Annotated in this window: 21 protein-coding genes; 8 read left to right on the forward strand and 13 right to left on the reverse strand. The window is 32.5% G+C overall.

Annotated elements, in window-relative coordinates; all coding sequences use genetic code 11:
- The first annotated feature begins 49 nt into the window (after positions 1–49).
- From LQ679_RS10090 to LQ679_RS10120, 7 genes are all read left to right on the forward strand, one after another.
- On the forward strand, positions 50–940 hold the full coding sequence (locus LQ679_RS10090) for an ABC transporter substrate-binding protein (RefSeq protein ID WP_239762627.1): 891 nt from the start codon (positions 50–52) through the stop codon (positions 938–940).
- On the forward strand, positions 933–1913 hold the full coding sequence (locus LQ679_RS10095) for a FecCD family ABC transporter permease (RefSeq protein WP_239762629.1): 981 nt from the start codon (positions 933–935) through the stop codon (positions 1911–1913). The genes LQ679_RS10090 and LQ679_RS10095 overlap by 8 nt, the downstream gene beginning before the upstream one ends.
- An 86-nt stretch (positions 1914–1999) precedes the next feature.
- Positions 2000–2767 (forward strand): HAD family hydrolase, encoded by a 768-nt coding sequence (locus LQ679_RS10100; protein ID WP_239762631.1) that lies wholly within the window; start codon positions 2000–2002, stop codon positions 2765–2767.
- On the forward strand, positions 2764–3540 hold the full coding sequence (locus LQ679_RS10105) for an alpha/beta fold hydrolase (RefSeq protein WP_037590576.1): 777 nt from the start codon (positions 2764–2766) through the stop codon (positions 3538–3540). Before LQ679_RS10100 ends, LQ679_RS10105 begins: the two co-directional genes overlap by 4 nt.
- A 124-nt stretch (positions 3541–3664) precedes the next feature.
- Complete coding sequence (locus tag LQ679_RS10110) at positions 3665–4192, forward strand: SA0570 family protein (protein WP_037590564.1); 528 nt, start codon at positions 3665–3667, stop codon at positions 4190–4192.
- Positions 4193–4286: 94 nt separating this feature from the next.
- Positions 4287–5003 carry a hypothetical protein gene (locus tag LQ679_RS10115; protein WP_037590562.1) on the forward strand — a complete coding sequence of 239 codons (717 nt, stop codon included), beginning with the start codon at positions 4287–4289 and terminating at the stop codon, positions 5001–5003.
- A gap of 132 nt (positions 5004–5135) precedes the next feature.
- Complete coding sequence (locus tag LQ679_RS10120; protein WP_204188328.1) at positions 5136–5918, forward strand: alpha/beta fold hydrolase; 783 nt, start codon at positions 5136–5138, stop codon at positions 5916–5918.
- 922 nt (positions 5919–6840) lie between these two features.
- Here the strand turns inward: LQ679_RS10120 and sarA are convergent.
- From sarA to LQ679_RS10185, 13 genes are all read right to left on the reverse strand, one after another.
- On the reverse strand, positions 6841–7209 hold the full coding sequence (gene sarA / locus LQ679_RS10125; RefSeq protein WP_025905497.1) for a global transcriptional regulator SarA: 369 nt from the start codon (positions 7207–7209) through the stop codon (positions 6841–6843).
- A gap of 381 nt (positions 7210–7590) precedes the next feature.
- On the reverse strand, positions 7591–8709 hold the full coding sequence (locus tag LQ679_RS10130) for a mannitol-1-phosphate 5-dehydrogenase (protein ID WP_204255196.1): 1119 nt from the start codon (positions 8707–8709) through the stop codon (positions 7591–7593).
- Positions 8709–9143, reverse strand: coding sequence for a PTS mannitol transporter subunit IIA (locus tag LQ679_RS10135; protein ID WP_239762633.1), 435 nt, complete (start codon positions 9141–9143; stop codon positions 8709–8711). Before LQ679_RS10135 ends, LQ679_RS10130 begins: the two co-directional genes overlap by 1 nt.
- 6 nt (positions 9144–9149) lie before the next feature.
- Positions 9150–11192 carry a BglG family transcription antiterminator gene (locus LQ679_RS10140; RefSeq protein WP_025905500.1) on the reverse strand — a complete coding sequence of 681 codons (2043 nt, stop codon included), beginning with the start codon at positions 11190–11192 and terminating at the stop codon, positions 9150–9152.
- A 24-nt stretch (positions 11193–11216) separates the two neighbouring features.
- Positions 11217–12728, reverse strand: coding sequence for a PTS mannitol transporter subunit IIBC (locus LQ679_RS10145; RefSeq protein ID WP_037590058.1), 1512 nt, complete (start codon positions 12726–12728; stop codon positions 11217–11219).
- Between the two features lie 629 nt (positions 12729–13357).
- Entirely contained in the window at positions 13358–14131 is a 774-nt protein-coding gene (locus tag LQ679_RS10150; RefSeq protein ID WP_103361257.1) for a transporter substrate-binding domain-containing protein, read from the reverse strand.
- A gap of 3 nt (positions 14132–14134) precedes the next feature.
- Positions 14135–15472: an MmgE/PrpD family protein gene (locus tag LQ679_RS10155; RefSeq protein WP_126476414.1), complete on the reverse strand. Its 1338-nt coding sequence runs from the start codon at positions 15470–15472 to the stop codon at positions 14135–14137.
- Positions 15472–16227: an amino acid ABC transporter ATP-binding protein gene (locus LQ679_RS10160; protein WP_037590060.1), complete on the reverse strand. Its 756-nt coding sequence runs from the start codon at positions 16225–16227 to the stop codon at positions 15472–15474. Before LQ679_RS10160 ends, LQ679_RS10155 begins: the two co-directional genes overlap by 1 nt.
- Before the next feature lie 9 nt (positions 16228–16236).
- Positions 16237–16863: an amino acid ABC transporter permease gene (locus LQ679_RS10165; RefSeq protein ID WP_048541896.1), complete on the reverse strand. Its 627-nt coding sequence runs from the start codon at positions 16861–16863 to the stop codon at positions 16237–16239.
- 34 nt (positions 16864–16897) lie between these two features.
- Positions 16898–17467, reverse strand: coding sequence for a GNAT family N-acetyltransferase (locus LQ679_RS10170; RefSeq protein WP_204194492.1), 570 nt, complete (start codon positions 17465–17467; stop codon positions 16898–16900).
- Positions 17468–17476: 9 nt separating this feature from the next.
- Positions 17477–18784: an LLM class flavin-dependent oxidoreductase gene (locus LQ679_RS10175; RefSeq protein ID WP_239762719.1), complete on the reverse strand. Its 1308-nt coding sequence runs from the start codon at positions 18782–18784 to the stop codon at positions 17477–17479.
- Positions 18785–19311: 527 nt separating this feature from the next.
- On the reverse strand, positions 19312–19887 hold the full coding sequence (locus LQ679_RS10180; protein WP_239762636.1) for a GNAT family N-acetyltransferase: 576 nt from the start codon (positions 19885–19887) through the stop codon (positions 19312–19314).
- A gap of 75 nt (positions 19888–19962) precedes the next feature.
- The gene (locus LQ679_RS10185) at positions 19963–20952 is read right to left on the reverse strand and encodes a siderophore ABC transporter substrate-binding protein (RefSeq protein WP_204188332.1); all 990 of its coding nucleotides are present in this window, start codon (positions 20950–20952) and stop codon (positions 19963–19965) included.
- Between the two features lie 173 nt (positions 20953–21125).
- Between LQ679_RS10185 and LQ679_RS10190 the strand changes: the two genes are divergently transcribed.
- Positions 21126–22346, forward strand: a complete 1221-nt coding sequence (locus LQ679_RS10190) for an MFS transporter (protein WP_185805761.1) — start codon at positions 21126–21128, stop codon at positions 22344–22346.
- Positions 22347–22529 lie beyond the last annotated feature (183 nt).

The raw sequence follows: 22529 nt of genomic DNA on the forward strand, positions 1-22529 counted from the left end.
GCGCCTTTTTGTGTACCATTTTTTAATTAAATATATGGAGGGATTAAGTATGAAAATAAACAAAATAATTTATTTAATCTTTGCTGCTATGATCATCGTGACAGGTTGCCAAAGCGGAGATAATACGGATAACAAGAAAGAAACGAAACAAGAAACAACTGATAAGAAAGAATATAAGCGTATTGTGTCGCTTATTCCAAGTAATACAGAAATATTATACGCGTTAGGACTTGGAGATAAAGTCGTTGGGGTATCAACTGTTGATGATTATCCTAAAGATGTGAAAGATAAAAAACAATTCGATGCCTTTAAACTTGATACAGAGGCATTATTAAAAGCAAAACCTGATTTAATTTTGGCGCATGAGTCGAACAAATCTACACAAGAAAAAGATTTAAAAAAATTAAGTGATGCAGGCGTGAAAGTCGTCTACATAGATGATGCAAATTCAATTAATGAAATGTATGATACATTCAAGCAAGTTGGAAAAGTAACAGGTAAAGAAAAAGAAGCAGATAAATTAGTAAGTAAAGTGAAGAAAGAAATAAAAGATGTTGTAAAAGATGTCCCTAAAGACCAACAAGGTAAAAAAGTATTTATGGAAATTTCTTCTCAACCTGACATTTACACGTCAGGATCAAATACGTTTTATGATGATATGTTAACTTCTATCAAAGCTAAGAACCTTTATCATGACCAAGAAGGATGGATTAAAACGGATAAAGAGAGTATTCTTAAAAGAAATCCTGATGTTATGATTACAACAAGTGGACAGTCTGAAGCGGAATATCAAAAATTAAATAACAATAGAGATGGCTTTGACCAAGTTAATGCTGTTAAAGAGAAACACGTTCATGCACTCAATGCAGATATGATTTCTAGACCAGGACCAAGATTAGCGAAAGGTCTAAAAGAACTTTCTGAAAAAGTTTATGACTAAAAATCATAACGTTTATCGTCATGTTGTGATATGGTTTCTCGTTCTATTGTTTGCAATTGGCATTTCTTTATTCGTAGGATCTACGGGTATAACATGGAAATTTGATAATCAACTAGAATGGACGATTTTTTACAAGTTAAGAGTACCGCGGACACTGTTAGCATTAATTGCTGGTATGGGGCTAGTCATGAGTGGTCAAATCTATCAAACGATATTGAATAATCCACTCGCGGATAGTTTTACATTAGGATTAGCGAGCGGGGCAACATTCGGAAGTGCACTTGCCGTATTTATCGGCGTATCCATTTGGTTTGTGCCACTATTTTCAATATTCTTCAGCTTGTTAACGCTTATCGTTGTTGTACTGATTACAGAAACGATGGTCAAAACATTTCATGTAGCAACAATGATACTTTCAGGTATTTTTATTGGTGCGTTCTTTAGTTCGGCACTCTATATCCTTTTATTGCTTAAGCCGGATAAAGTTAATAGCATGGTGTCATATATGTTTGGTAGTGTTTCATCTGCCGAAAGAATAACTGTAGAAATCACTGGGATTGTTACTTTAATCTGTATCTTAATCTTGTTTATGATGAGTCATTATATTAAAATGATTCAATTAGGTGAAGATAAAGCAACTACACTTGGTGTGAATGTTCGATTGATATCATGGACATGTTTGCTATTAGCTGCTATAATGACAGCCGTTATTATAAGTTTTACGGGTATTATTGGATTTATAGGTATGATTGTACCTCAAGTTGTTAGAAGGGTGTACAAGGTACCTATTAACGTTCAAATGATGTTGAATTTATTAATCGGCGGCGCACTTTTATTAATTGCAGATACTGTTGGCAGAATTATCATAAGTCCGATTCAAATTCCGGTTGGCATTATACTCTCAATTATTGCCATACCGATTATGATGTATTTAATGATTACAGAACAACGAAAAAAAGAAAGAACTTACTGAATATTTAATGTATCTATCAGTATTAAATCACAATCAATAGCTTACGGACACCAATCCTTTAAACATTATGATAGAGGGTTGGTGTTTTGTATGTAAAAATTGTATTGCTTTCTTTATGGAATAGTTTAAAATGTTTCTATGAAAGGGATGATGACATGTGTTCGTGTGATATTCAAGCGATTATTTTTGACTTAGAAGATACGCTTGTAGATCGTGAGAAATCGCGAATGAAGTTTTTGGAAGAACAGTTTGAGAGGTTTCATGAGTTAATGGTAACAGTCCAAAGACGTGATTTTGAAAAGGTATATTTAACGTTAAATCCCTATGGTATAGAAGATGTTGAATGGGTATATCAAGAACTCGTAAAGAGATTAAATATAGAAAGGATATCATGGAAGACATTTTATAACGACTATAAAATGCATCATTACAGATACCATTTTCCTTTCTATGATACATTGGTAGCATTGGATAAACTACGCAGCATGGGTTATAAATTAGGTGTTGTAGCGAATGGTAAGAGTGAAGAAATTACACATGTTATGAATGCAATCGGTATTTATCCATACATTCATTATGTTTCAACTTCTGATGAGGTGGGTGCTATGAAGCCAGACCCAATCATATTTGAAGATATATTGAAACATCTTGGCATAACGGCACATCATGCATTATATGTTGGAGATTGTCCTTTAAATGACATCGCAGCAGCACATGCTATGGGCATGAAGACTGCATGGATGGCTAATTCAGTCATTGGCACACCAGAGGAGCACGAATTAGATTATACAATCGAAAGTTTAAGTGATCTCATAGATGTTTGTAAACAAATCGAAAGAGGTGAAGCACGATGAACTTATTTTTAACGAAAGAAAATGTTGCCATACACTATAATACAAAAGGAAGCGGCTATCCAATTATCTTGTTACATGGTGTTTTTCAAGACATGGATGTCTTTGAACCACTGATTAAAAAATTAAGTAAAAATTATCAAGTTATATCTATTGATTTAAGAGGTCATGGTTTAAGTGATACACCACATGATAGTAGAGTAGATGACTATATTTCAGATATTCAGCAACTATTAAATGCATTATTCATTAATTCAGCATATGTAATTGGCCTAGAACTTGGCGCAACAATTGCAACAGGTCTCACATATAAGAATCCTGATTTGATCAATGGCATGGTGTTAATTAATCCTACAGACGATCATTCAACGTTTCCAGATAACCGTATTTATGATAGACATGCTGATGAAATTAGAACGATGTCTGATGAGGACAAAGAAAAATATTTATTAAGATTCAGATATAAAAATATTAAACAAGCTAAAAAGTTTGTAAAATCACATATTCCGTCGAATGACCTTCAAACGATGGAAGAAGAAATTGCTGTTAAGCGCTCTTTTAAAGACTTTGATATTATATCGTTACTTCCAGATATTGAAACTCGTACGCTCGTCATTTCTGGACAATACGATGGCAAAATATTATATAGCGAAGGTAAAAGAATAAGTGAACTGTTGCCGAATGCTGAATTTAAACTGTTTGAAGGTTCAGGCGAATTACCTTTTATTGAAGAAAAAGAGAAATTCATTAAAGTATTGGAAGAATTTTTAAGTTAATCAAGCGATATTTCACGGTTTTGTTACATGATTGTAATAAAAGTGGTCATTTTGTAATCTTTATGTTATAATTAACGCAGTTCAATGCATAGCATATAAGACACAGACTGAAGGAGAACCTCATATGAAAAAATGTCTCTTAATAATTGCAATGGTACTTATGGTTCTGCCATTTTCAACTTTTGCTGAGGCAAATGCTGCAACTAAAAATCAATTAAATATTAACGAAAATAATGTGCAGACCTATAAAGACGGTACAGTAACAATCGAAGGTATTAAAATTGGTGATAAGATTTCTAAAATTAAATCAAAGTATCCAAATTTAATGTTCTCATATTCTGATGATAGTAATGATAGAGAAAATTATTACGAATTTGATACTAAAAATGGACATATGATTATTACTGCCAAAGTTAAAGGTAATAAAGAAACAGTTAAACGCGTTACAATGATTTATGACAAATTAACAAATGTGAAATTAGATTCGCTTGTCTCAATTCTTGGTGACAATACGACTAAACGTGTACAAAATAATAAGTATACGGGCGGTTATGCATACGTGAATAATGGACAAGCACACTTCCAGCTTTCAAAAGCAACACCTGATAGTAAACAATTTAAAGTATATCGTGTTGATATAGGTAAATACTAAATCAATAGCGAATTTAATCCCCTGTTATGTTATATACATATTGCATAATAGGGGATTAATTTATACAATATTATAATGAAGGTGGTGTATTTATTTGCGTCCGAACAATAATGTATTGCTGGAAAATGTAAATGATTATTTACAGCATGTCGGTGTATTACCTAAACAAATTGATAAAGTGCAACATTCATTAAAGAAGGATATGAAAAAGTCAGATGAGAAAGATATAGATTATGCAGAATATCGACACAAATCTCACGCTGAAATACTTCAAATCATAGAGAGAAATATTGTGGTTGTTAATTATAATCCAATCATTTTTTATACACTACACTTCTTATTATTAGCATATTTATTTGATAAAAAGCTCATTCCGTTTAATGCCGTAACGGGATTGTATATATTTTATTTTGTAATTATATTGTCTATTTCACTCGTTATATATTTAATTATAAAAAAACATAGTTATCTCTATCCTAATCAGAAATTGATGATGACCAATATTTTCTTATTTAGTATAGGCATTGTTCTATGTATGCTTAAAATATTTAATGTTACGTTAGGAATGTATGTATTACCGTTACAAGTCTTTCAAGCCATATTTGGCATCGGGATTATTCTCGTCATACTCGCAATATTTATGAAAAAGCTCGAAGTCGCTGCAATGGGATTAGCAGTTATTCAAAAAACAATCGCATCCATAACGATGAATGAAACAGTAATTATGATTGTTACATTTGCGAGTTGGTCTATTATCCTCGTGATTATCCTTTATTTTGTAATGATGTATTCTACAAGAAAATATGTATAACATAAATGCAGAAAATGATGTATTGGCTACAATCATTTTTTGCATTTATTTTTATGGCATTAACTTAATATTATAAGTGTGAAAAATTGTTAAATGGGTATATTATTACTGTAAAGTAGGGAGGTACTCATTATGGGAGAATTATTAACAAGGGATGGGACTCATATAGTGTATGAAAAACACGGTAAAGGGAAACCATTAATTATGTTACATGCATTAAATATGAATTTAGCGACATTTAATTCAACAGTACAGCTTCTGAAAGATCAATTTACAATATATACAATGGATTCTAGGGGACATGGTAAATCAGATAAACAACAAGAAATTTCAATCCAAAATCATATAGATGATATTGTAGATTTAATGGATGCTGAAGACATAGAATCAGCTTATATATTAGGACATGATATGGGTGGCGTCATTGCTCAAGAATTTACAAACCAACATCAAGAAAAAGTAGAAAAGTTAGTACTCGTATCTTCAATTTCCAATCAAGGTAAACAACCACTTATTAAATTAATAGCTAAACATAGAGATAAAGTTGCAGGATTTAGTAAAGAAGAAGCAATGTTAATATTGTTCAATGAAATATTTCATGATGTTAAATCGACTTTTAAATGGTATCAAGAAGTGAAAAAATATTATCGAATGACACCAGAAGAAGATGCAATTTCTGTTAGATCGATAAATGGTATAAATATCAAAATAGATCATATAGACATTCCAACACTTATCGTGAAAGGTAAACATGATCCTTTTGATATTGATAATGATTCGGAAAATATCAAAAACGCTCAAACAGAAATATTTGAACATTCAGGGCACGCACCATTTATTGAAGAAAGTGAAAAATTCAAACAAGTCGTATCATCTTTTTTAAACCAACCTGTAAGAGATAAACAAGTCATATAATAAAGAGAGCTAGGACATTTGATGATGTCTTAGCTTTTTTATTGGTAAGGTGAGGAAGGTGTGGGTGTGAAGTGGGTGTGAAGTGGTTTTGAGTAGGATGAGCGGTTGCGAAGTGATGTGCACCCAAATATTTGACCTAAACAAATCAAAATATTGGGGTGCACATCAAAGTCGTGGCTTAAGTAGTGAATAAAGCCAAGAGATGAGGCAAGTCGTGGCTTAAGTCCAGAGTAAAGCCAAGAGATAGTCCAAGTCGTGGCTTAAGTCCAGAGTAAAGCCAAGAGATCATCCAAGTCATGGCTTAAGTCCAGAGTAAAGCCAAGAGATGAGGCAAGTCATGGCTTAAGTGTCTAATAAAGCCAAGAGATTGTCTAAGTCGTGGCTTAAGTAGTGAATAAAGCCAAGAGATTGACTAAGTCGTGGCTTAAGTAGTGAATAAAGCCAAGAGATAGCCCAAGTCATGGCTTAAGTAGTGAATAAAGCCAAGAGATGAGGCAAGTCGTGGCTTAAGTCCAGAGTAAAGCCAAGAGATGAGGCAAGTCATGGCTTAAGTCCAGAGTAAAGCCAAGAGATGAGGCAAGTCATGGCTTAAGTGTCTAATAAAGCCAAGAGATTGACTAAGTCGTGGCTTAAGTCCAAAGTAAAGCCAAGAGATTGACTAAGTCGTGGCTTAAGTAGTGAATAAAGCCAAGAGATCATCCAAGTCGTGGCTTAAGTGTTGAATAAAGCCAAGAGATTGTCTAAGTCATGGCTTAAGTAGTGAATAAAGCCAAGAGATAGCCCAAGTCGTGGCTTAAGTCCTAAGTAAAGCCAAGAGATAGCTGAAGTCGTGGCTTAAGTATTGAATAAAGCCAAGATCACCCCCACACCCCATACCCCACAAAAAAGCGGAGACATCATAGAATGTCTCCGCTTCGTCATATTATTCGTTAATTTCAGTTTTAGCGATTTCGTTATCGATTTTTTCAAGCACTTCAGAAATTGATTTACGTTGTTTTTTATTAACTAGAATTAAAACTGTACGCTCGTCATATTCATTTCTTCTTTTTGTAAAGTAGTCTTGTTGTGATAAGTTTTTAACTGCTTTTACAATTTGTGGTTGTTTGTAGTTTAACTTGCTAATGATTTTTTTAAGATGATATTCTTCATCGTCTGTTTCATTAATGTAAGTTAATACTGCGAATTCTTCAAAGCTAAGTGAAAAATCCTTTTTAATGATTGATTTTAATTTGTCCACATATGTTACAAGTGCTAGTAAATCGGAACAATTTTCTATTTTAGAAATTGCCATTTTGAATCCCCCTAGAAGTGAGTATTTTGCTTCTGTAATTGAAATAATACAGTTTGGTGGTAAAGCCTCGCATTATCAACATGGAAGCGTTTTAAATTTTTAATTCATAAATACAGTTTATCAATTATTTACTTATTTTAGCCTAAAAATAACTGTATGTAAACTAATAAGAGTAGGATTTAATTAAATAATAATATAAATAATATAACTGTCACAAACGAAAGGTAGGTATAATATAATCTCAAAAAATTAAAGTGCATGGTTATTATTAATTCTATCAATAAAATAAATTGAAAATTACGAAATATGCCGATATTAAATGAGAATATTATAAAATTAACCATATAAAGAAGTCGTATTTAACATACGACTTCTTAAAAATTATTTATTGATTGAAGTATATTGAATGATTACTTCTTCGATAATATCTGATTCTAATTCTGCATATTTACTTAAGAATTCAGCAACGCTATGTTCCTTGATATAGTCATTTTTCTCTACTGTTTCTTTATCGTTTTCATCTTGATATTCTAATAAATAGCAAAGTGCTTTAACGAGTTCAGAATGTTTTTTATTCGTTTTAGATAACGCTACTAGCGGTTTAACGATACGATCGTTTGGTCCAACTTTACGTAATACGCCACGACCAACTCTAGTTACATCGTCAGATAAATATGGGTTTTGGAAACGACCAATTATTTTATCAACATAGTAAGATTGATCTTCTTTTGTAAACTCATCGAAGTTAGAAACAAGATATTCACTTGTTTCTTTTAATACTTCACGTAAACCTGCATTAATTTCTTCATCTTGAATCGCTTCAAGAATTGTATTGTAACCTTTGTATTGACCAAAGTAAGCTAAATAAGCATGACCTGTATTAACTGTTAATAATTTTCTTTCGATATAAGGTGTTAAATCATCAACATAGTGTACATCTTGTAATTGTGTACCTTGCCATTTTGAAGCTTCTACAACCCATTCAAAGAAAGGTTCAACTAATACGTCTAATGATCCTTCTTTTTGACCTTGAGGTACGATACGGTCAACTGCTGAGTTAGGGAAGCTAATGTCATCAGATAAAGGACCTGTAATATCTAAAATGGCTTTTTTCAGTTGGTCTGTTGCCATAATAGCATTTTCACAAGCAACGATATTTAATGGTTTACCAGCTTCACGCTCTTTTAAGAATGATGCAAATGATTTAGCGATAATAGGTAAGATGTTTACACCTACAGCTGTCGTAATGACGTCTGCTTCTAAAATCGCTTCTTTTAATTTGTCTGTTTCAGTAATGCTATTGATACCTTTAACGCCTGAAACAGGTTCTTTAGTATTTTCTTCATTTGCGATAACAACTTGATAAGCTTTTTCTTCATTAATTTGATTAATAATTGTTTCGTTAACATCGACGAATGTCACTTCATAGCCATTATCATTTAATACTTTACCTATGAAGCCACGTCCGATGTTACCAGCACCAAAGTGAATGGCTTTCATTAAAGTTCAACCTCCTCAAAGATTGCAAGAATTTCAGCTTTAGATTGTGCATTGATAACACGTTCAACATTTTCTTCTTCACTAAATACAATAGCGATTTGAGAAAGGATATCTAAATGCTCGCCATCTTTACCAGCGATACCAACAACTACTTTAGCTTCATTGCCATCCCAATCTACGCCATCTGGAATGTGAAGTAATACAAGACCTGATTTTAATACTTCAGTTTTAGCTTCATCTGTACCGTGTGGAATAGCTAAGAAGTTACCCATATATGTTGTAACGATTTGTTCACGTTCTTTCATTGCAGTAATATATTTGTCAGTTACAGCACCTTCTTCAACTAATGCTTGGCCAGCTTTTTCGATAGCTTCCTCTTGAGAATTTACTGAAAGATTCATAAAAATGTTTTCTGGATTAAATAATTTTGTCATGTTAATTCACTCCGTTTTCGTTAGTTTTTGTTTTAATTTATTTAAGAAAAATGATTTGAGCGTGTTCTCTATCTTTACTCTATCATTTAACAACTGATCAATATCATCCAAATGTTCTGTAATTAAGGATGACACTTCGCTCATAAGTTGTCCTTGTTCCGAATTTCTCGGAATAAACATACATACAAGCCAATTTACTTCTTGTTGTTCATTTTCAATCGTTTTTAGCATTAATGGTTTTGTTAATTCCGTAATAATCAATTGTGGCTTTTTGATTGATTCATCAGAAAGATGGGGAATAGCAACTGGATAACCGGTTAATGCAAAGCCTTGTAAATTCATCCGGCTGTTAAGCTTTTCACTGAACGTATGTGTATTATCAATCACACGATGCTTCGACAATGTTTGAATGAGATATCGTTCTAACTGTGTTACTTTTTTCTTTTCAACGATCATGTTTTGAATCAGTGCCAAACTTTCTTCTATAAAAGTTACAGTGCGATCATAATCTTCATATGATAGTGGTTGTTCTTGATTCTGCGTATTTTGAGGATCATGGACAACAGATTGCTGTAATTTCAAAAAGTATTTCACATTTTCAGCGTCTTGCTTTGGTAATAAAGGATTCACTGTAATATGTGGGTACTTTGTGTCTACAGCTACAGTTGAAATCATGCCATCATACTTTGAAAAATCAATCGACTTCAAACTACTGACAGAAACTTCGGTAGTTTGCGTGATTTCAGAAAAATGCTGTTTCAAACGATTGGATAGAATACGGCTTGTACCAATTCCACTGCTACATACAACGAGAACATGTAATGAACGTCTTTGTTTTGCTTGTAACATGCCACCAAAGTGAAGTGCGATATAAGCAACTTCGCTTTTTGGAAAATGATAATTCATGAATACAATCTTTAAACCTGATGAAACAGCTTCAAATAATTCTTGATCATAGGTTTCTATCATTTCGGTAAGCGGATTGTAGGTTTCAATGTTTGCCTCAAGTCTATTAATCGCAGGTTCTAAATGTAAGTTTAGTCCTTTGAATAGGGCATCTTCATCTTTAAATGAAAATCCTTGATCTTTTACAAATTCTATAAGTTCGGTAACGCGCTGCTTATGAATATCATTGTTTTCATAAGTTGTTTCGTGGCGACGTCTTGCACCTCTTAAATGCATTGTAATAAAAGCAATTTCAGAATGATTAAATGTCACATCATATATATCGCTTAATACATTGGTAAGTCTCTCTGATACTTTAAATTCATCCGTCGAAATCAATTCATTTAAAATATCATCCTCAATTTCTACATGTCCATCTTGCTTAATACGTTCAATTGCTAAAACGATATGAATCGTTAATGTGAGATAACTTGCTTCAGTTAATGTATAAGGTAATGTACCGAGTTCATCCATTAACAAGCGTTCAACATTAAACAATCTATCTATATCAACAATACCTCGAAGATGTGTTTCGTTTAACGTATGATATACGAAATGATCTTCTACTACAGAGTACACGCTATCACCATCTAATTTTTCTAACATGATTCTAGCGAGTAACTGCCTTTTGTTGACTTCTTCACCATTCAGAATCAAACCTTCGCCACGTCTTCGTTCTAATGAAAGTTCAAATGTGTGTAATTCAGGTTCCAATTGTTCAATGATTTTGTTAAGTGTATGCGTAGATGAACCAATTTCATTCGCAAGACTATATAATTTCACTGGATCTTTAGATTGAATAAGGTTGTATAGAATAATAACTTTTCTTTCTTCATCAGATAAATCGATTGTATTTTGCTCAGTCAATGATTGTACAAAATTGTCAATGTCTTCTGGTTCTCCTTCAATACGTAATCCTAATTTAGGAACTCTTGTCAGAGATAAGTGATATTTATTCAGTGTATCTTCAACGCTTTTCATCTCTCTATGAACAGTTCGAGAGGAAATACCAAGTGCTTGTGCAATATCATGAATTGTTAAAAAAGAGTGAAGACGCTCAGATAGTAATTTGAGAATACTCTTTTCCCGGTTACTGATCATCATCGTTCTTCACTCCTTTGTGTAAAATTATTTTTTCAGTTCGTTAATTAATTCTTCATATCTTGGTGAATTTAAGAAATTATCTACTGAAATATGAATGGCTTTAGGATTTTTCTTAATTGCTCTATCTGTTAATGTTTTTTGCGTAATGACAACATCAGCATCGTCTGGTAATTGGTTAATAGCTGTATTTGTAACTTCAATATCAGTTAACTCAGCTTTTTTGAATTTATTTCTTAACATACCAGCACCCATAGCACTTGAGCCCATACCAGCATCACAAGCAAAGATAACTTTTTTAACATTAGAGAAATCATGTGCATCAATATTTTCTGTGTCATATTGATCTAATAGTTCTTCAGATTCATCTTTTTCTTCTGTTTCTTCAGAAGCTTCACCTTTTTCTTGTTCTTTAGAACCAGTTAAAGCACCGCTAACAGAAGATTTTTTACCTTTACGAGCTTCCATATCAGCAGTAGCTGATTCAATGTCGCCTTCAGGGTCTTTAGTGAATTTTAAGATGATAGATGCAACTACAAATGAAACTAATGTTGCTAAGAAGATACCAAGTAACATAATTAAGTAACTTCCTTTAGGTGTAATAGCGATATAAGCTAAGATTGAACCTGGAGATGCTGGTCCAGTAGTACCGAAGTCGAACATACTAAAAGTTGCAACACCAGTCATACCACCTAAAATAACGGCAACTAATAATAAAGGACGCATTAAAACATATGGGAAGTAAATTTCATGAATACCACCTAAGAAGTGGATGATACCAGCACCATATGAAGTTGCTTTTGCAGTACCTTTACCGAATACCATATAAGCTAATAGAATACCAAAACCTGGTCCAGGATTTGATTCTAAAGTATAAAGAATAGATTTACCAGCGTGAGCTACTTGTTCAGATGCAAGAGGTGTTAAGACACCGTGGTTAATTGCATTGTTCAAGAATACTGTTTTAGCTGGTTCAATAATAATACTTACTAATGGTAATAAGTGATGAGAAACTAAGAAGTCAACACCCATACCTAAGACTTTCATTAGTCCTTCAACTAATGGCGCTAATCCTTTGAAACCAACAATCGCCATGATGAAAGCTAGAATACCAGCTGAGAAGTTATTGAATAACATTTCAAAGCCTTGAGGTGTTCTAGGAACTAAGAATTGGTCAACTTTTTTCATTAACCAACCAAGTAATGGACCCATAATCATTGCACCGATTAACATCGGCGTATCTGGGAATGCTGCGATAACACCCATAGTAGCTGTCGCACCAACGACACCACCACGTAAACCGTGAACTAAACGACCACCACTAAATGCAATAAGTAATGGAATTAAATATTTAATCATTGGATCAACCATTGAAGAAAGTTCTTCATTAGGTAGCCAACCATCTTTGATAAACAGTGCTGTAATTAGCCCCCAAGCAATAAAAGCACCAATGTTTGGCATAATCATACTACTTAAAAATGAACCAAAAGCTTGAACCTTAGGACCAATGCCTTTTTTCTTTTCAGCTTGTTCTGCCATATTGAACACACCTTCCCTTATATAAAAAGTATTTTGTAACTTAATCATACGAAGATGTATGTACATATACAATGATTAGTAAATGCAACTTTGTCACATCCATTTTGACATGCGTGTCTTAAACATTTATTTTGGGGTATTCAAATAGCTTATACACACTTGTAATGTAATTATACACTTTTGAAGGGACGCTTCATACTGTTATGGAATATAAAATAGGAAATAAAGTTGAAATAGAAGAAGAGTGAGGAAAAAGAGGAGGTTTCTGGACCGATGCGTGGGAATTATCGGTCCAGAAAAGATAAATATGGACCGATAAAAATAATTACCGGTCCAGAAAAGATAAATATGGACCGATAAAATAAATTACCGGTCCAGAAATGGGAAATATGGACCGATAAAATAAATTATCGACCCGAAAACGGGATTTACAGGCCGATAAATAAAAATATCGACCCGAAAACGGGATTTACAGGCCGATAAATAAAAATATCGACCCGAAAACAAGATTTACAGGCCGATAAATAAAAATATCGACCCGAAAACGAGATTTGCAGGCCGATAAATAAAATTATCGACCCGAAAAAAGGCTGGGACGATAAAATTCGTCTCAGCCTCATATATATTCTCTATTTTTCTTTCGTTGTATCAACACCGAAGTATTTATCTGATAGGTCAGATAGTGTGCCGTCTTTTTTAAGTTTTTTAACGCCTTTATCGATGTCTTCTTTTAGGTCTTTATTTTCTTTTGTGAATGGGAAGCTAGTTCCGACTACATTAAATGGTTTACCTACAAATTTAATTTCTTTCCCGCGTTTGTTTTTATCTGCAGCTGATACTGAGTCTGAATTGACATAACCGTCTAATCTTTGGTTTTCTAAATCAAGTAGGGCGCCTTCACGGTTTTCATAAGTTTTAGTTTTGAACCCGTAATTATTTTCTTTATTAAAGTTCTCTAATGCCTCTGTGTGATTTGATCCTAACACGCCTGCAACTTTTTTACCTTTTAAGTCTTTATAGCTATTAATGTCTTTGTTTTTAGATGATGTTATGATCTGGCTACCGATATATGAGTACGCATCTGTGAAGAGATATTTCTCTTTACGTTCATCTGTTGTTGCGACAGCATTTGCTATTGTATCAATTCTTCCTGATTCTAATTGTCCCATAAGTCCTGAGAAGTCAGCTTTTACCCATTTAACTTTGTAACCAGCTTCGTGAGCGATTTTTTCAAATGCTTCGATGTCGTAACCAACTAATTTACCATCTTTTTCATATGAATTTGGATAGCTTTGTCCTGTAGTACCAGCGACAATTGTACCTTTATCTTTTTTGTCTGAATCATTTGAACAGCCTGCCAATACGATGAGGCCAATTAGTAAAAATGTTAATATTTTTTTCATATTTTATATGTCTCCTTTAAATATATAGTTTTGTAACATTTTAGTATCTTTAATTTCATAAAAATCATTTATATTTTCCCAATGCTTATAAGACGCATGTTTGAGTTTATTAAGATGTTCGTCTTTCGTTAATGGTTTATATGGACTACCTTTAGGTGCATCTACTCTTTGTTTAAAATGTTCACCCGTAACTAAAGTTATTTCGACGATCGTAAATCGATTTTTCGGTAGGGCATGTGGACTTGGTTGAATGTCATCATCGTAGTGTCTACCGATTTTCTCCATAAGTTGATTAACGTCATGACTAATAGGTTTATTTAAAAATTGATCCACCGTTAATTCTTGATCCAGTAATAAAAGTGCTGATACATATTCAGCACTAAAAGCACCTTCTAAGCCAGTTTCTGGTGATTTAAACTTTAATGCTGCATCACCGTTCGTAGGAAAAGTAATTTTGACAGACTCTACTTTTTCCTGGGAAATATGATGTGCTTGTTTAATAGTATTAATAGCATCGATTAAATGGTAATTTGCTGAGCAACATGGATAAAGTTTGTACCACATTCCTGGATGTGTAATTGACCATTGATCGCCGAAACTTTCAATAATTTGTGTAAATGAACGATTTGATGTACCAAATAATTCATAAAAAGCAGGCATCATATTGTTATTACCTTCAAGTATGCGTTTCTGTGAAATACGTGCAGCTAAATAGGCTTTTTGCGATGCAAGTCCAACATGGAATGGTTTAACGTCAGAACCGAATTGGTTACGTAAACCACTTGCTTGTGTAACTGCTATTCCAATAGCATTCGCGAATGAAGGAACATCTAAGTTTAAATAGTAACAACATGCAGCAGTTGCACTTAATAAGCCGATTGTTGATGTTGAGTGCCAACCTTGTTCGTAATGATGAGAACCAATTGTTTCGCCAATTTGAGTCGCCATTTCGACACCGATAATATAACTATCTATAAAGTGGTTGAAAGTTTGCGTATCGTTTTCTGCAACTGCTAATAAACTCGGTAGTATAACAGCAGTAGGGTGACCTCTCATACTTGAGTGAACATCATCAAAGTCTAAAATATGTGCAATAAAACCGTTCACTAAAGCAGCATTTGAAGGTGACAATTGAGCATCATAACCTATGATAGATGCATTGCCTGATCCTTCTTCTTCTTGAATGAAATGTATTAAATCATTGACTTTATGATGATTGTTAGCGCTGTAAGTTGTTGCTATAAAATCAAGTATGCCAGTAATGGCATTGTCTCTTTCAATAGTAGAAATATGTTTCGACTGACGATAAATCCTTTCAACTAATACTTCTGTATCTGTCATTAGAGAACCTCTTCATCTTGTTCAGTTTCTATTTTATTTATGAATGATTGTGTTCTAGAATTGTGAGACTGATTAAACACTTCGTCAGTTGTACCACTTTCAATAATGTTTCCATCTTCCATAAAAATGATTTTATCTGCAACATCTTTTGCAAATGACATTTCATGCGTTACAAGAATCATTGTTTTCTGCATTGAAGCAATGTCTTTAATGATTTTTAGAACACCTGAAACAAGTTCAGGGTCAAGCGCAGAAGTTGGCTCATCAAAAAGTAACAATTCTGGGTCCATAGCTAATGCTCTTGCTATACCAACACGTTGTTGCTGACCTCCAGATAAAGTTGCAGGATATTTATCTTTGAATTTTAATAAACCGACTTGGTCTAAATATTTTTCGCCAATTGCATATGCCTCATCTTTAGGTAACTTTTTAGTTGTAATAAGTCCTTGTGTGACGTTTTCCATAACGGATTTATTTTTGAAAAGGTTATAATGCTGAAATACCATTGTTGATTTTTGAATAAGTTGTTGAACTTGTTTCTTTTTATAATTTTCTGCATCTACTGATATATCATCTATTGAAATAATGCCTTCATCTGGCACTTCTAACCAGTTCAAACATCTTAATAAAGTGGACTTTCCTGATCCAGATGGTCCAATAATCGCAAGGACTTCACCTTTATTAAGTTCTATATCTATACCTTTTAATACAGGTGTTTTGTGGAAAGATTTTTTAATACCTTGTATTGAAATCATGAATGACACCTAACTTTCATAAGGTTTGTTGAGTTTTTTCTCTAATAAACTTTGCAAGTATGTATATATAATCGTAATTAACCAATATACAATTGCGACAGCTAAGAATGTTTCTAAATATTTATATGAAGCGGCAGATAATAATTTACTTTTCGCGAATATTTCAGTAACACCTAATGTAAATACAAGTGATGTTTCTTTAATTAAACCGATAAAAATATTACCTGATGCTGGTATGGCATTACGTGTTGCTTGTGGCAGTATAATTTTAAGGTAAGTTTGGAATTTGTTGAGTCCGATAGAATGGGCTGCTTCAAATTGACCTTTATCTACTGATGTAATAGCCGCTCTGAAAATTTCTGCTAAGTAAGCTGCATTTTTAATACTTAAACCGATAACAGCTGCTGTTAAGGCATCAACAACTCTCATACCTGGAATAAGTTGTGGTAGCCCGTAATAAATTAAGAATAGTTGTACTAAACTCGGAATGGCTCTAAAGAACGAAATATATAGTAGAGCAAGTTCTTTAAGTACGGGTAATTTAGTACGTAAAATTAATGCGATAACTAATCCACCTAAGATTGAAATGACTAGTGAAATAACAGCTAGTGACAATGTAATAGGTAAATAGGGCATTAATTTTGGAAATGTTTGTAGAAAATATATTGGATCAAATTTCAATTGTTTCACCTTCTTCGAATATGACTTGATTAAATTTTTCTTTAAGTTCTTGTGTACCTTTAAATTTGTTTTGGTTAAGGACTTTCACTAAATATTGCGTAATATGTCCTTTTTTTAAGTCTTGCTTACCAAATTTTTGATAGCCTTTTTTGACGTACATATCTATTAACCACGGGTGATGATCAGCAGTACCAAGTGAAACGGCTGGAACGTTTAAATGCTTCAGTAAATAATCATTTTCTACATAATTTAAAAGTTTTGACCCGAATTTTTTATTTTTATATTTAGGTGATGTTGCGAACCACCATATATGGGGGAAATAGTATGGTCCAGGGTTGTCACTCCATGGCATTCGTAATGAAAGTGTACTGACAATTTCATCACCAGATTCAAGTACGAAACAAATATTTTCTTCTAAATTTTTACGTATTGAAGCTTCGGTTGGGTTAGCAGACTGAAAATTAATACCTAGTGCTCGAATGGGCTCGTAGGCTTCGTACATTAAATTGATTAAGTCGTGAATATCATCTTCAGTTGCACGTCTAACGATTGTTTCCATAGAGCACCTCTATTCATTTTCTAAGCCTAATTTTTGTCGTAATGTTCCTTCTGAATAAGCTTCTTTATATAAATTTCTTTCTTGTAAAATTGGTATAACGTTGTTGATAAATAATTCAAATTGTGATGGTAGAATAGGTGGCATAATGTTGAAACCATCTGCAGCAGAAGATTTAAACCATTCTTCCATCTTATCTGCTAATTGTTCTGGTGTACCTACAAAGATATGGTGACCTCTAGAACCAGCAACTTTTTTATAAACTTCTTCTAACGTTAAATCGTCTTTAATCGCTTCTTTAAGAATAATTTCAAATCGACTTTGCACACCGTTACCTGTAGATAGATCTAAATCGGCAAACTTAGTATCTAAGTCATACTGTGATAAATCGATATTTCCAACATAAGGTGCCAATATACTTAATCCAACTTCAGGTAAGATTAAATCTTGAATTTCTTGATAATTTTGATGCGCTTCTTCTTCTGTATCACCTAAAATAGGGAATAATCCTGGCATGATATAAACTTCTTCAGGATTACGATTTTGTTTAGATACTTTCTCTTTTAACTGTTTATAAAAGTTCTGAGCATCTTCAATTTGAGTTTGTGCTGTAAAGATAACATCAGCTACTTTTGAAGCTAAATCCGTTCCTGTTGGAGAAGAACCAGCTTGTATTAATAAAGGTCTTCCTTGTGGAGAACGTTCAATATTTAAAGGACCACTTACTTTGAAATGTTTTCCTTCATGATCAATCGTATGTAATTTTGATGCATCAATAAATGCGCCAGTTTCTTTGTCACGAACTAAAGCACCTTTATCCCATGAGCGCCATAACTTATTCGTTACTTCGACGAATTCATTTGCGCGTTCATAACGTAATTCATGTTCCATTAACTTAGTGCCATTAAAATTTTCAGCAGTAGAAGTTATTGAAGAAGTAACAATATTCCAAGCAGCTCTTCCGTGACTTAAGTGGTCTAAAGAACTAAATTGACGTGCTATATGGAAAGGTTCACTGTATGTAGTAGAAGCAGTAGCAGCTAATCCGATATTAGTCGTTGCTGTAGAAAGAACAGATAAAAGCGTAAACGGCTCAAATCTACTTAATATATTTGGATGTGAACTTTCAGATACGAATAAGCTATCAGCAAGAAAGACTAAATCGAATAAACCTTTCTCAGCTAATTGAGCAGTATTAATTAAATGATTTAAATCCATAGGACCCTTTTCAATAGCCTTTTCATGGCGCCAACTCGCCACATGATGACCATATCCCGCTAAAAAGAGACCTAATTTTATATGTTTATGTGTTGTCATAATATCCTCCCAAACATTTTAATCCGATAGTTTTAATAAGATATAAAGAATACCACTTAAATTTAACAATTGTCAATTAAATCTGACAATTTTATTAGGGATTAATATTAAAATAATGTACTATTTGTGAACATTTGTATGATGATATAAAAAATTGAATGTTATGCTTGTTAAATCGGGTTTTTATAAGTGGAATTTGATTAATAATATTATTAAAATATATTAAAATAGGGTGGAGGGATTGATGGAGTTATGTTGGCGAAGATTTCTGGACCGATAAATAAAATTACCGGTCCAGAAATGGGAAATGTGGACCGATACGAAAAATTATCGGTCCAGAAGTGAGAAATATGTACCGATAAAATAAATTACCGGTCCAGAAACGGAAAATATGGACCGATAAATAAAATTATCGACCCGAAAACGGGATTTACAGGCCGATAAATAAAAATATCGACCTGAAAACGGGATTATCAGGCCGATAAATAAAAATATCGACCCGAAAACAATGTTTTCGGGTCGCTCAATCTTTAAGATTCTATCAATTTTTCGTTATGTAAGTTAATATAATATACTTCGTTATCTGTCCATTCATCAAATTCATAAATAAAGTTCTTTCTTAATACTTCAAATTCAAATCCTAATTTTTTAATGAGTTTTTTAGAAGGTTCGTTATCTACATTAATATGTGCTTCTATTCGATGAAGTTTTAATGTTTTATAACATTGACTGATGAGTTCTTTCATAGCTTCAAATGCATAACCTTGATTCCAAAATTGGTTGTGCAAGAAATAGCCACATTCTCCCCATTGGAAGTCTGATCTGCTTAATACTTTAATATCCAGCATGCCTACATGTTTGCCATTTTCTAAAAATATTCCAAATATAAAAGTATCGTCTTGTTTAATGAGCGCTTGTTGTTTATCAACGAGTGCTTTAAACCAAGTTTCGTCGCATTCTTCCATATTGATTTTCCCTTTGTCGTGTTTATATTGCGAAGGGTAGCGATTTTCAAAACCTTCAACCCAAACTTTGTGGTCATCATAATTTAAAGGTCGAATCGTCAACCTGTTCGTACGAAAAGTTAATTCTTTATCTGTATACATTAAAAATCCCCTTTGTAAAAATATGTGTAATTTATTACATTATACCATTACAAAAGGGGTGTATAAATTATAGAATTAATAAGCTTTCTCTATATCATCTAATTGTTTAATTGTTGAACTAATGCCACCAGAACCGAAGAACCATGTGTTGGAATCGAATTTCAGTATATCTTTATTTTTGATTGCACTGACGTTTTTAATGACTGGATTTTTAAGTTCTTGTGGTAATCCTTTAGAATCATCATCTGTTCTATTTATATAGAAGATTTTGTCTGGATTCTTTTCAGCGATATATTCATATGACACTAACTGTCCGCTTGAGTTTGCTGGCATGTCAGGATCGATATGTTTGATACCTAAATCACCACTTAAAAAGCCACCATATCTACCAGTTTTACCGTATGTCTTAATGCCTTTTTGGTCAATATTCGCAAACATAACGGTATCGTCATTCACTTTACTTTTTACAGATTTAACTTTTTGATCAAGTTTCTTTATGAGTGCTTCAGTTTCACTTTCTTTATCGAATATTTTTCCAATATTTTGGGCATTTTCCTTAACAGATTCTATGTAACGATCATCATCCGGACTCACATAAAGTACTTTTGCGTTTGGTGCAGCTTTTTTAAATTCTTTTAAGTTTTTAGTGTAAGCTTGCCTAAATGATATTAAAATTAAATCCGGATCTTCTTCAGCGATTTTTTCAAAATTCGGTCTGCCGGGATTCCCTAAATTGGTATATTTATCATCTTTAAACTCTGATAAATAACTTGGTAAGAAATCACCATTTGGACCTTTAGGAATAGCCGTTATATGATTTTGTAATTTCAAATCTTTCATAATATCTAGAGCGCCATAATCCATGACAATAACTTTTTTAGGATTCTTAGGTATTGTTACAGTTTCAGTTTTTTTCTTGCCTCTATTATGATCTTTATTCTTTTCTTTATATTCAAAAGTCTTCTTAATTGTGACAGTATCTTTATGACTGACTTCATCTTTACTATTACTACACGCAGATAATAATAAAAGTACACAAACGATGACGGTAATATACTTTTTCATAATTGCCTCCCATTTTCTAATTGATAACATTTCTCAATTATACAAAATTATTTGAGAATAACAAGTGCTAATCTTAAAAATTGGAAATGTTTTAGAGGTTGCATATTTACTTATTCCACACATAGGATAATTTGTATATAATTAAAGTAAGTCATGATATGGTGGTATGCAATATGAAGAAAAACTATATATTTATTATTTTATTTACCTTTTTTAGCATTATTGGCAGTAAATTATTTACCTTTGCGCTTTCATTTCATGTTTTAAAGATAACAGGAAGTGTACAAGCCTTTTCTAATATTATGATTATATATTCGCTCATATTTATATTGGGCAGTACTGCTATCGGATATTTTATAGATAAGATTAATAAAAAAGCATTTATCATATCTATGCAGTGCATTTCGATTTTATCAATTATAAGTATTTACTTAATACCAAATAGTTTAAACCAACTTCTATACATATACATAATTGTAATCATTTTGACAGTTACAGATATGGCTGTATCACTCACTTTTAACAGTGGTTTATTAAGTTTAGTTAGTGAACGTTTTATAGATCAAACAGTTTCATATAGAAATGTCATTCAGAATGTATTACAAATTGGGGCTCCAATTTTAGGTGGAATAGTATACGCTTATTTCGATATTAAGACTTTTATGATTATTATGTTTGTAACTGAACTCATTTCATTAATAATAGTGCTTAATATTGCGTTTAATAAAGTTCTAGCAAATAAAGTCTATGAAGAAGTTAAGGATACATTCTTTAACAGTTATAAAGTTGTATTTAAATTTTTGAAATCAAATAAAGATATATTTTTAATACTATTATCAGGATCTATCATTAACTTTATGTTTGGTTTCGTTACGGTAGGTATTCCAGGAAGTTTTGTCACTATATTTAATATGAATTCTAAACAGTTAGGAATCATTGAAACAGGATTTCCGTTAGCAGGTATATTGTTTGGTTTGATTTATCCTAAGTTGAAGAATAAAGGAACACTTGTAGCAAATATGCAAGTTGCCATGATTACTTTAGCTGTGGGAATACTCATCTTATGTATTCCGTTTATAACAGATTTATATAAATTATCGATACTTGTAATATATTTTATAAGTATATTTATTATCGGAAGCGGCGTTGTACTGAGTAATGTACCGATAAACATTTATGTACAAAAAAATGTGCCAGAACAAATAAAAGGTAAATATTTAGCATTGTCACAAACAATGTCACAAGTAATGATGCCTTTTGGAATTTTAGTTGCAGGTATACTTTTTGACATTAATTCAGTATTCTATATTATTTCGTTCAGCATTACAGCAATATTATGCTTTATCTTGGCTTATCTTTACACATTTATTAAAAAACATGACGGTGTAATTTGAGACATTATTGATAAAGCAAAAGAAGGATTAGAATAAAATATATATTAAACCCCAACTCGAAAATATCGGGTTGGGGTTTTTAAATTTATTAAAATGATTACTATTAAACAAAAGTAATAAAAACAAATAAATGTTTTATTTAATATTCCTTGTAATTGAAATTTAAAAGTGTAGGATGAAGGT

Source organism: Mammaliicoccus sp. I-M35, assembly GCF_022386455.1.
Taxonomy (GTDB): domain Bacteria; phylum Bacillota; class Bacilli; order Staphylococcales; family Staphylococcaceae; genus Mammaliicoccus; species Mammaliicoccus sciuri_A.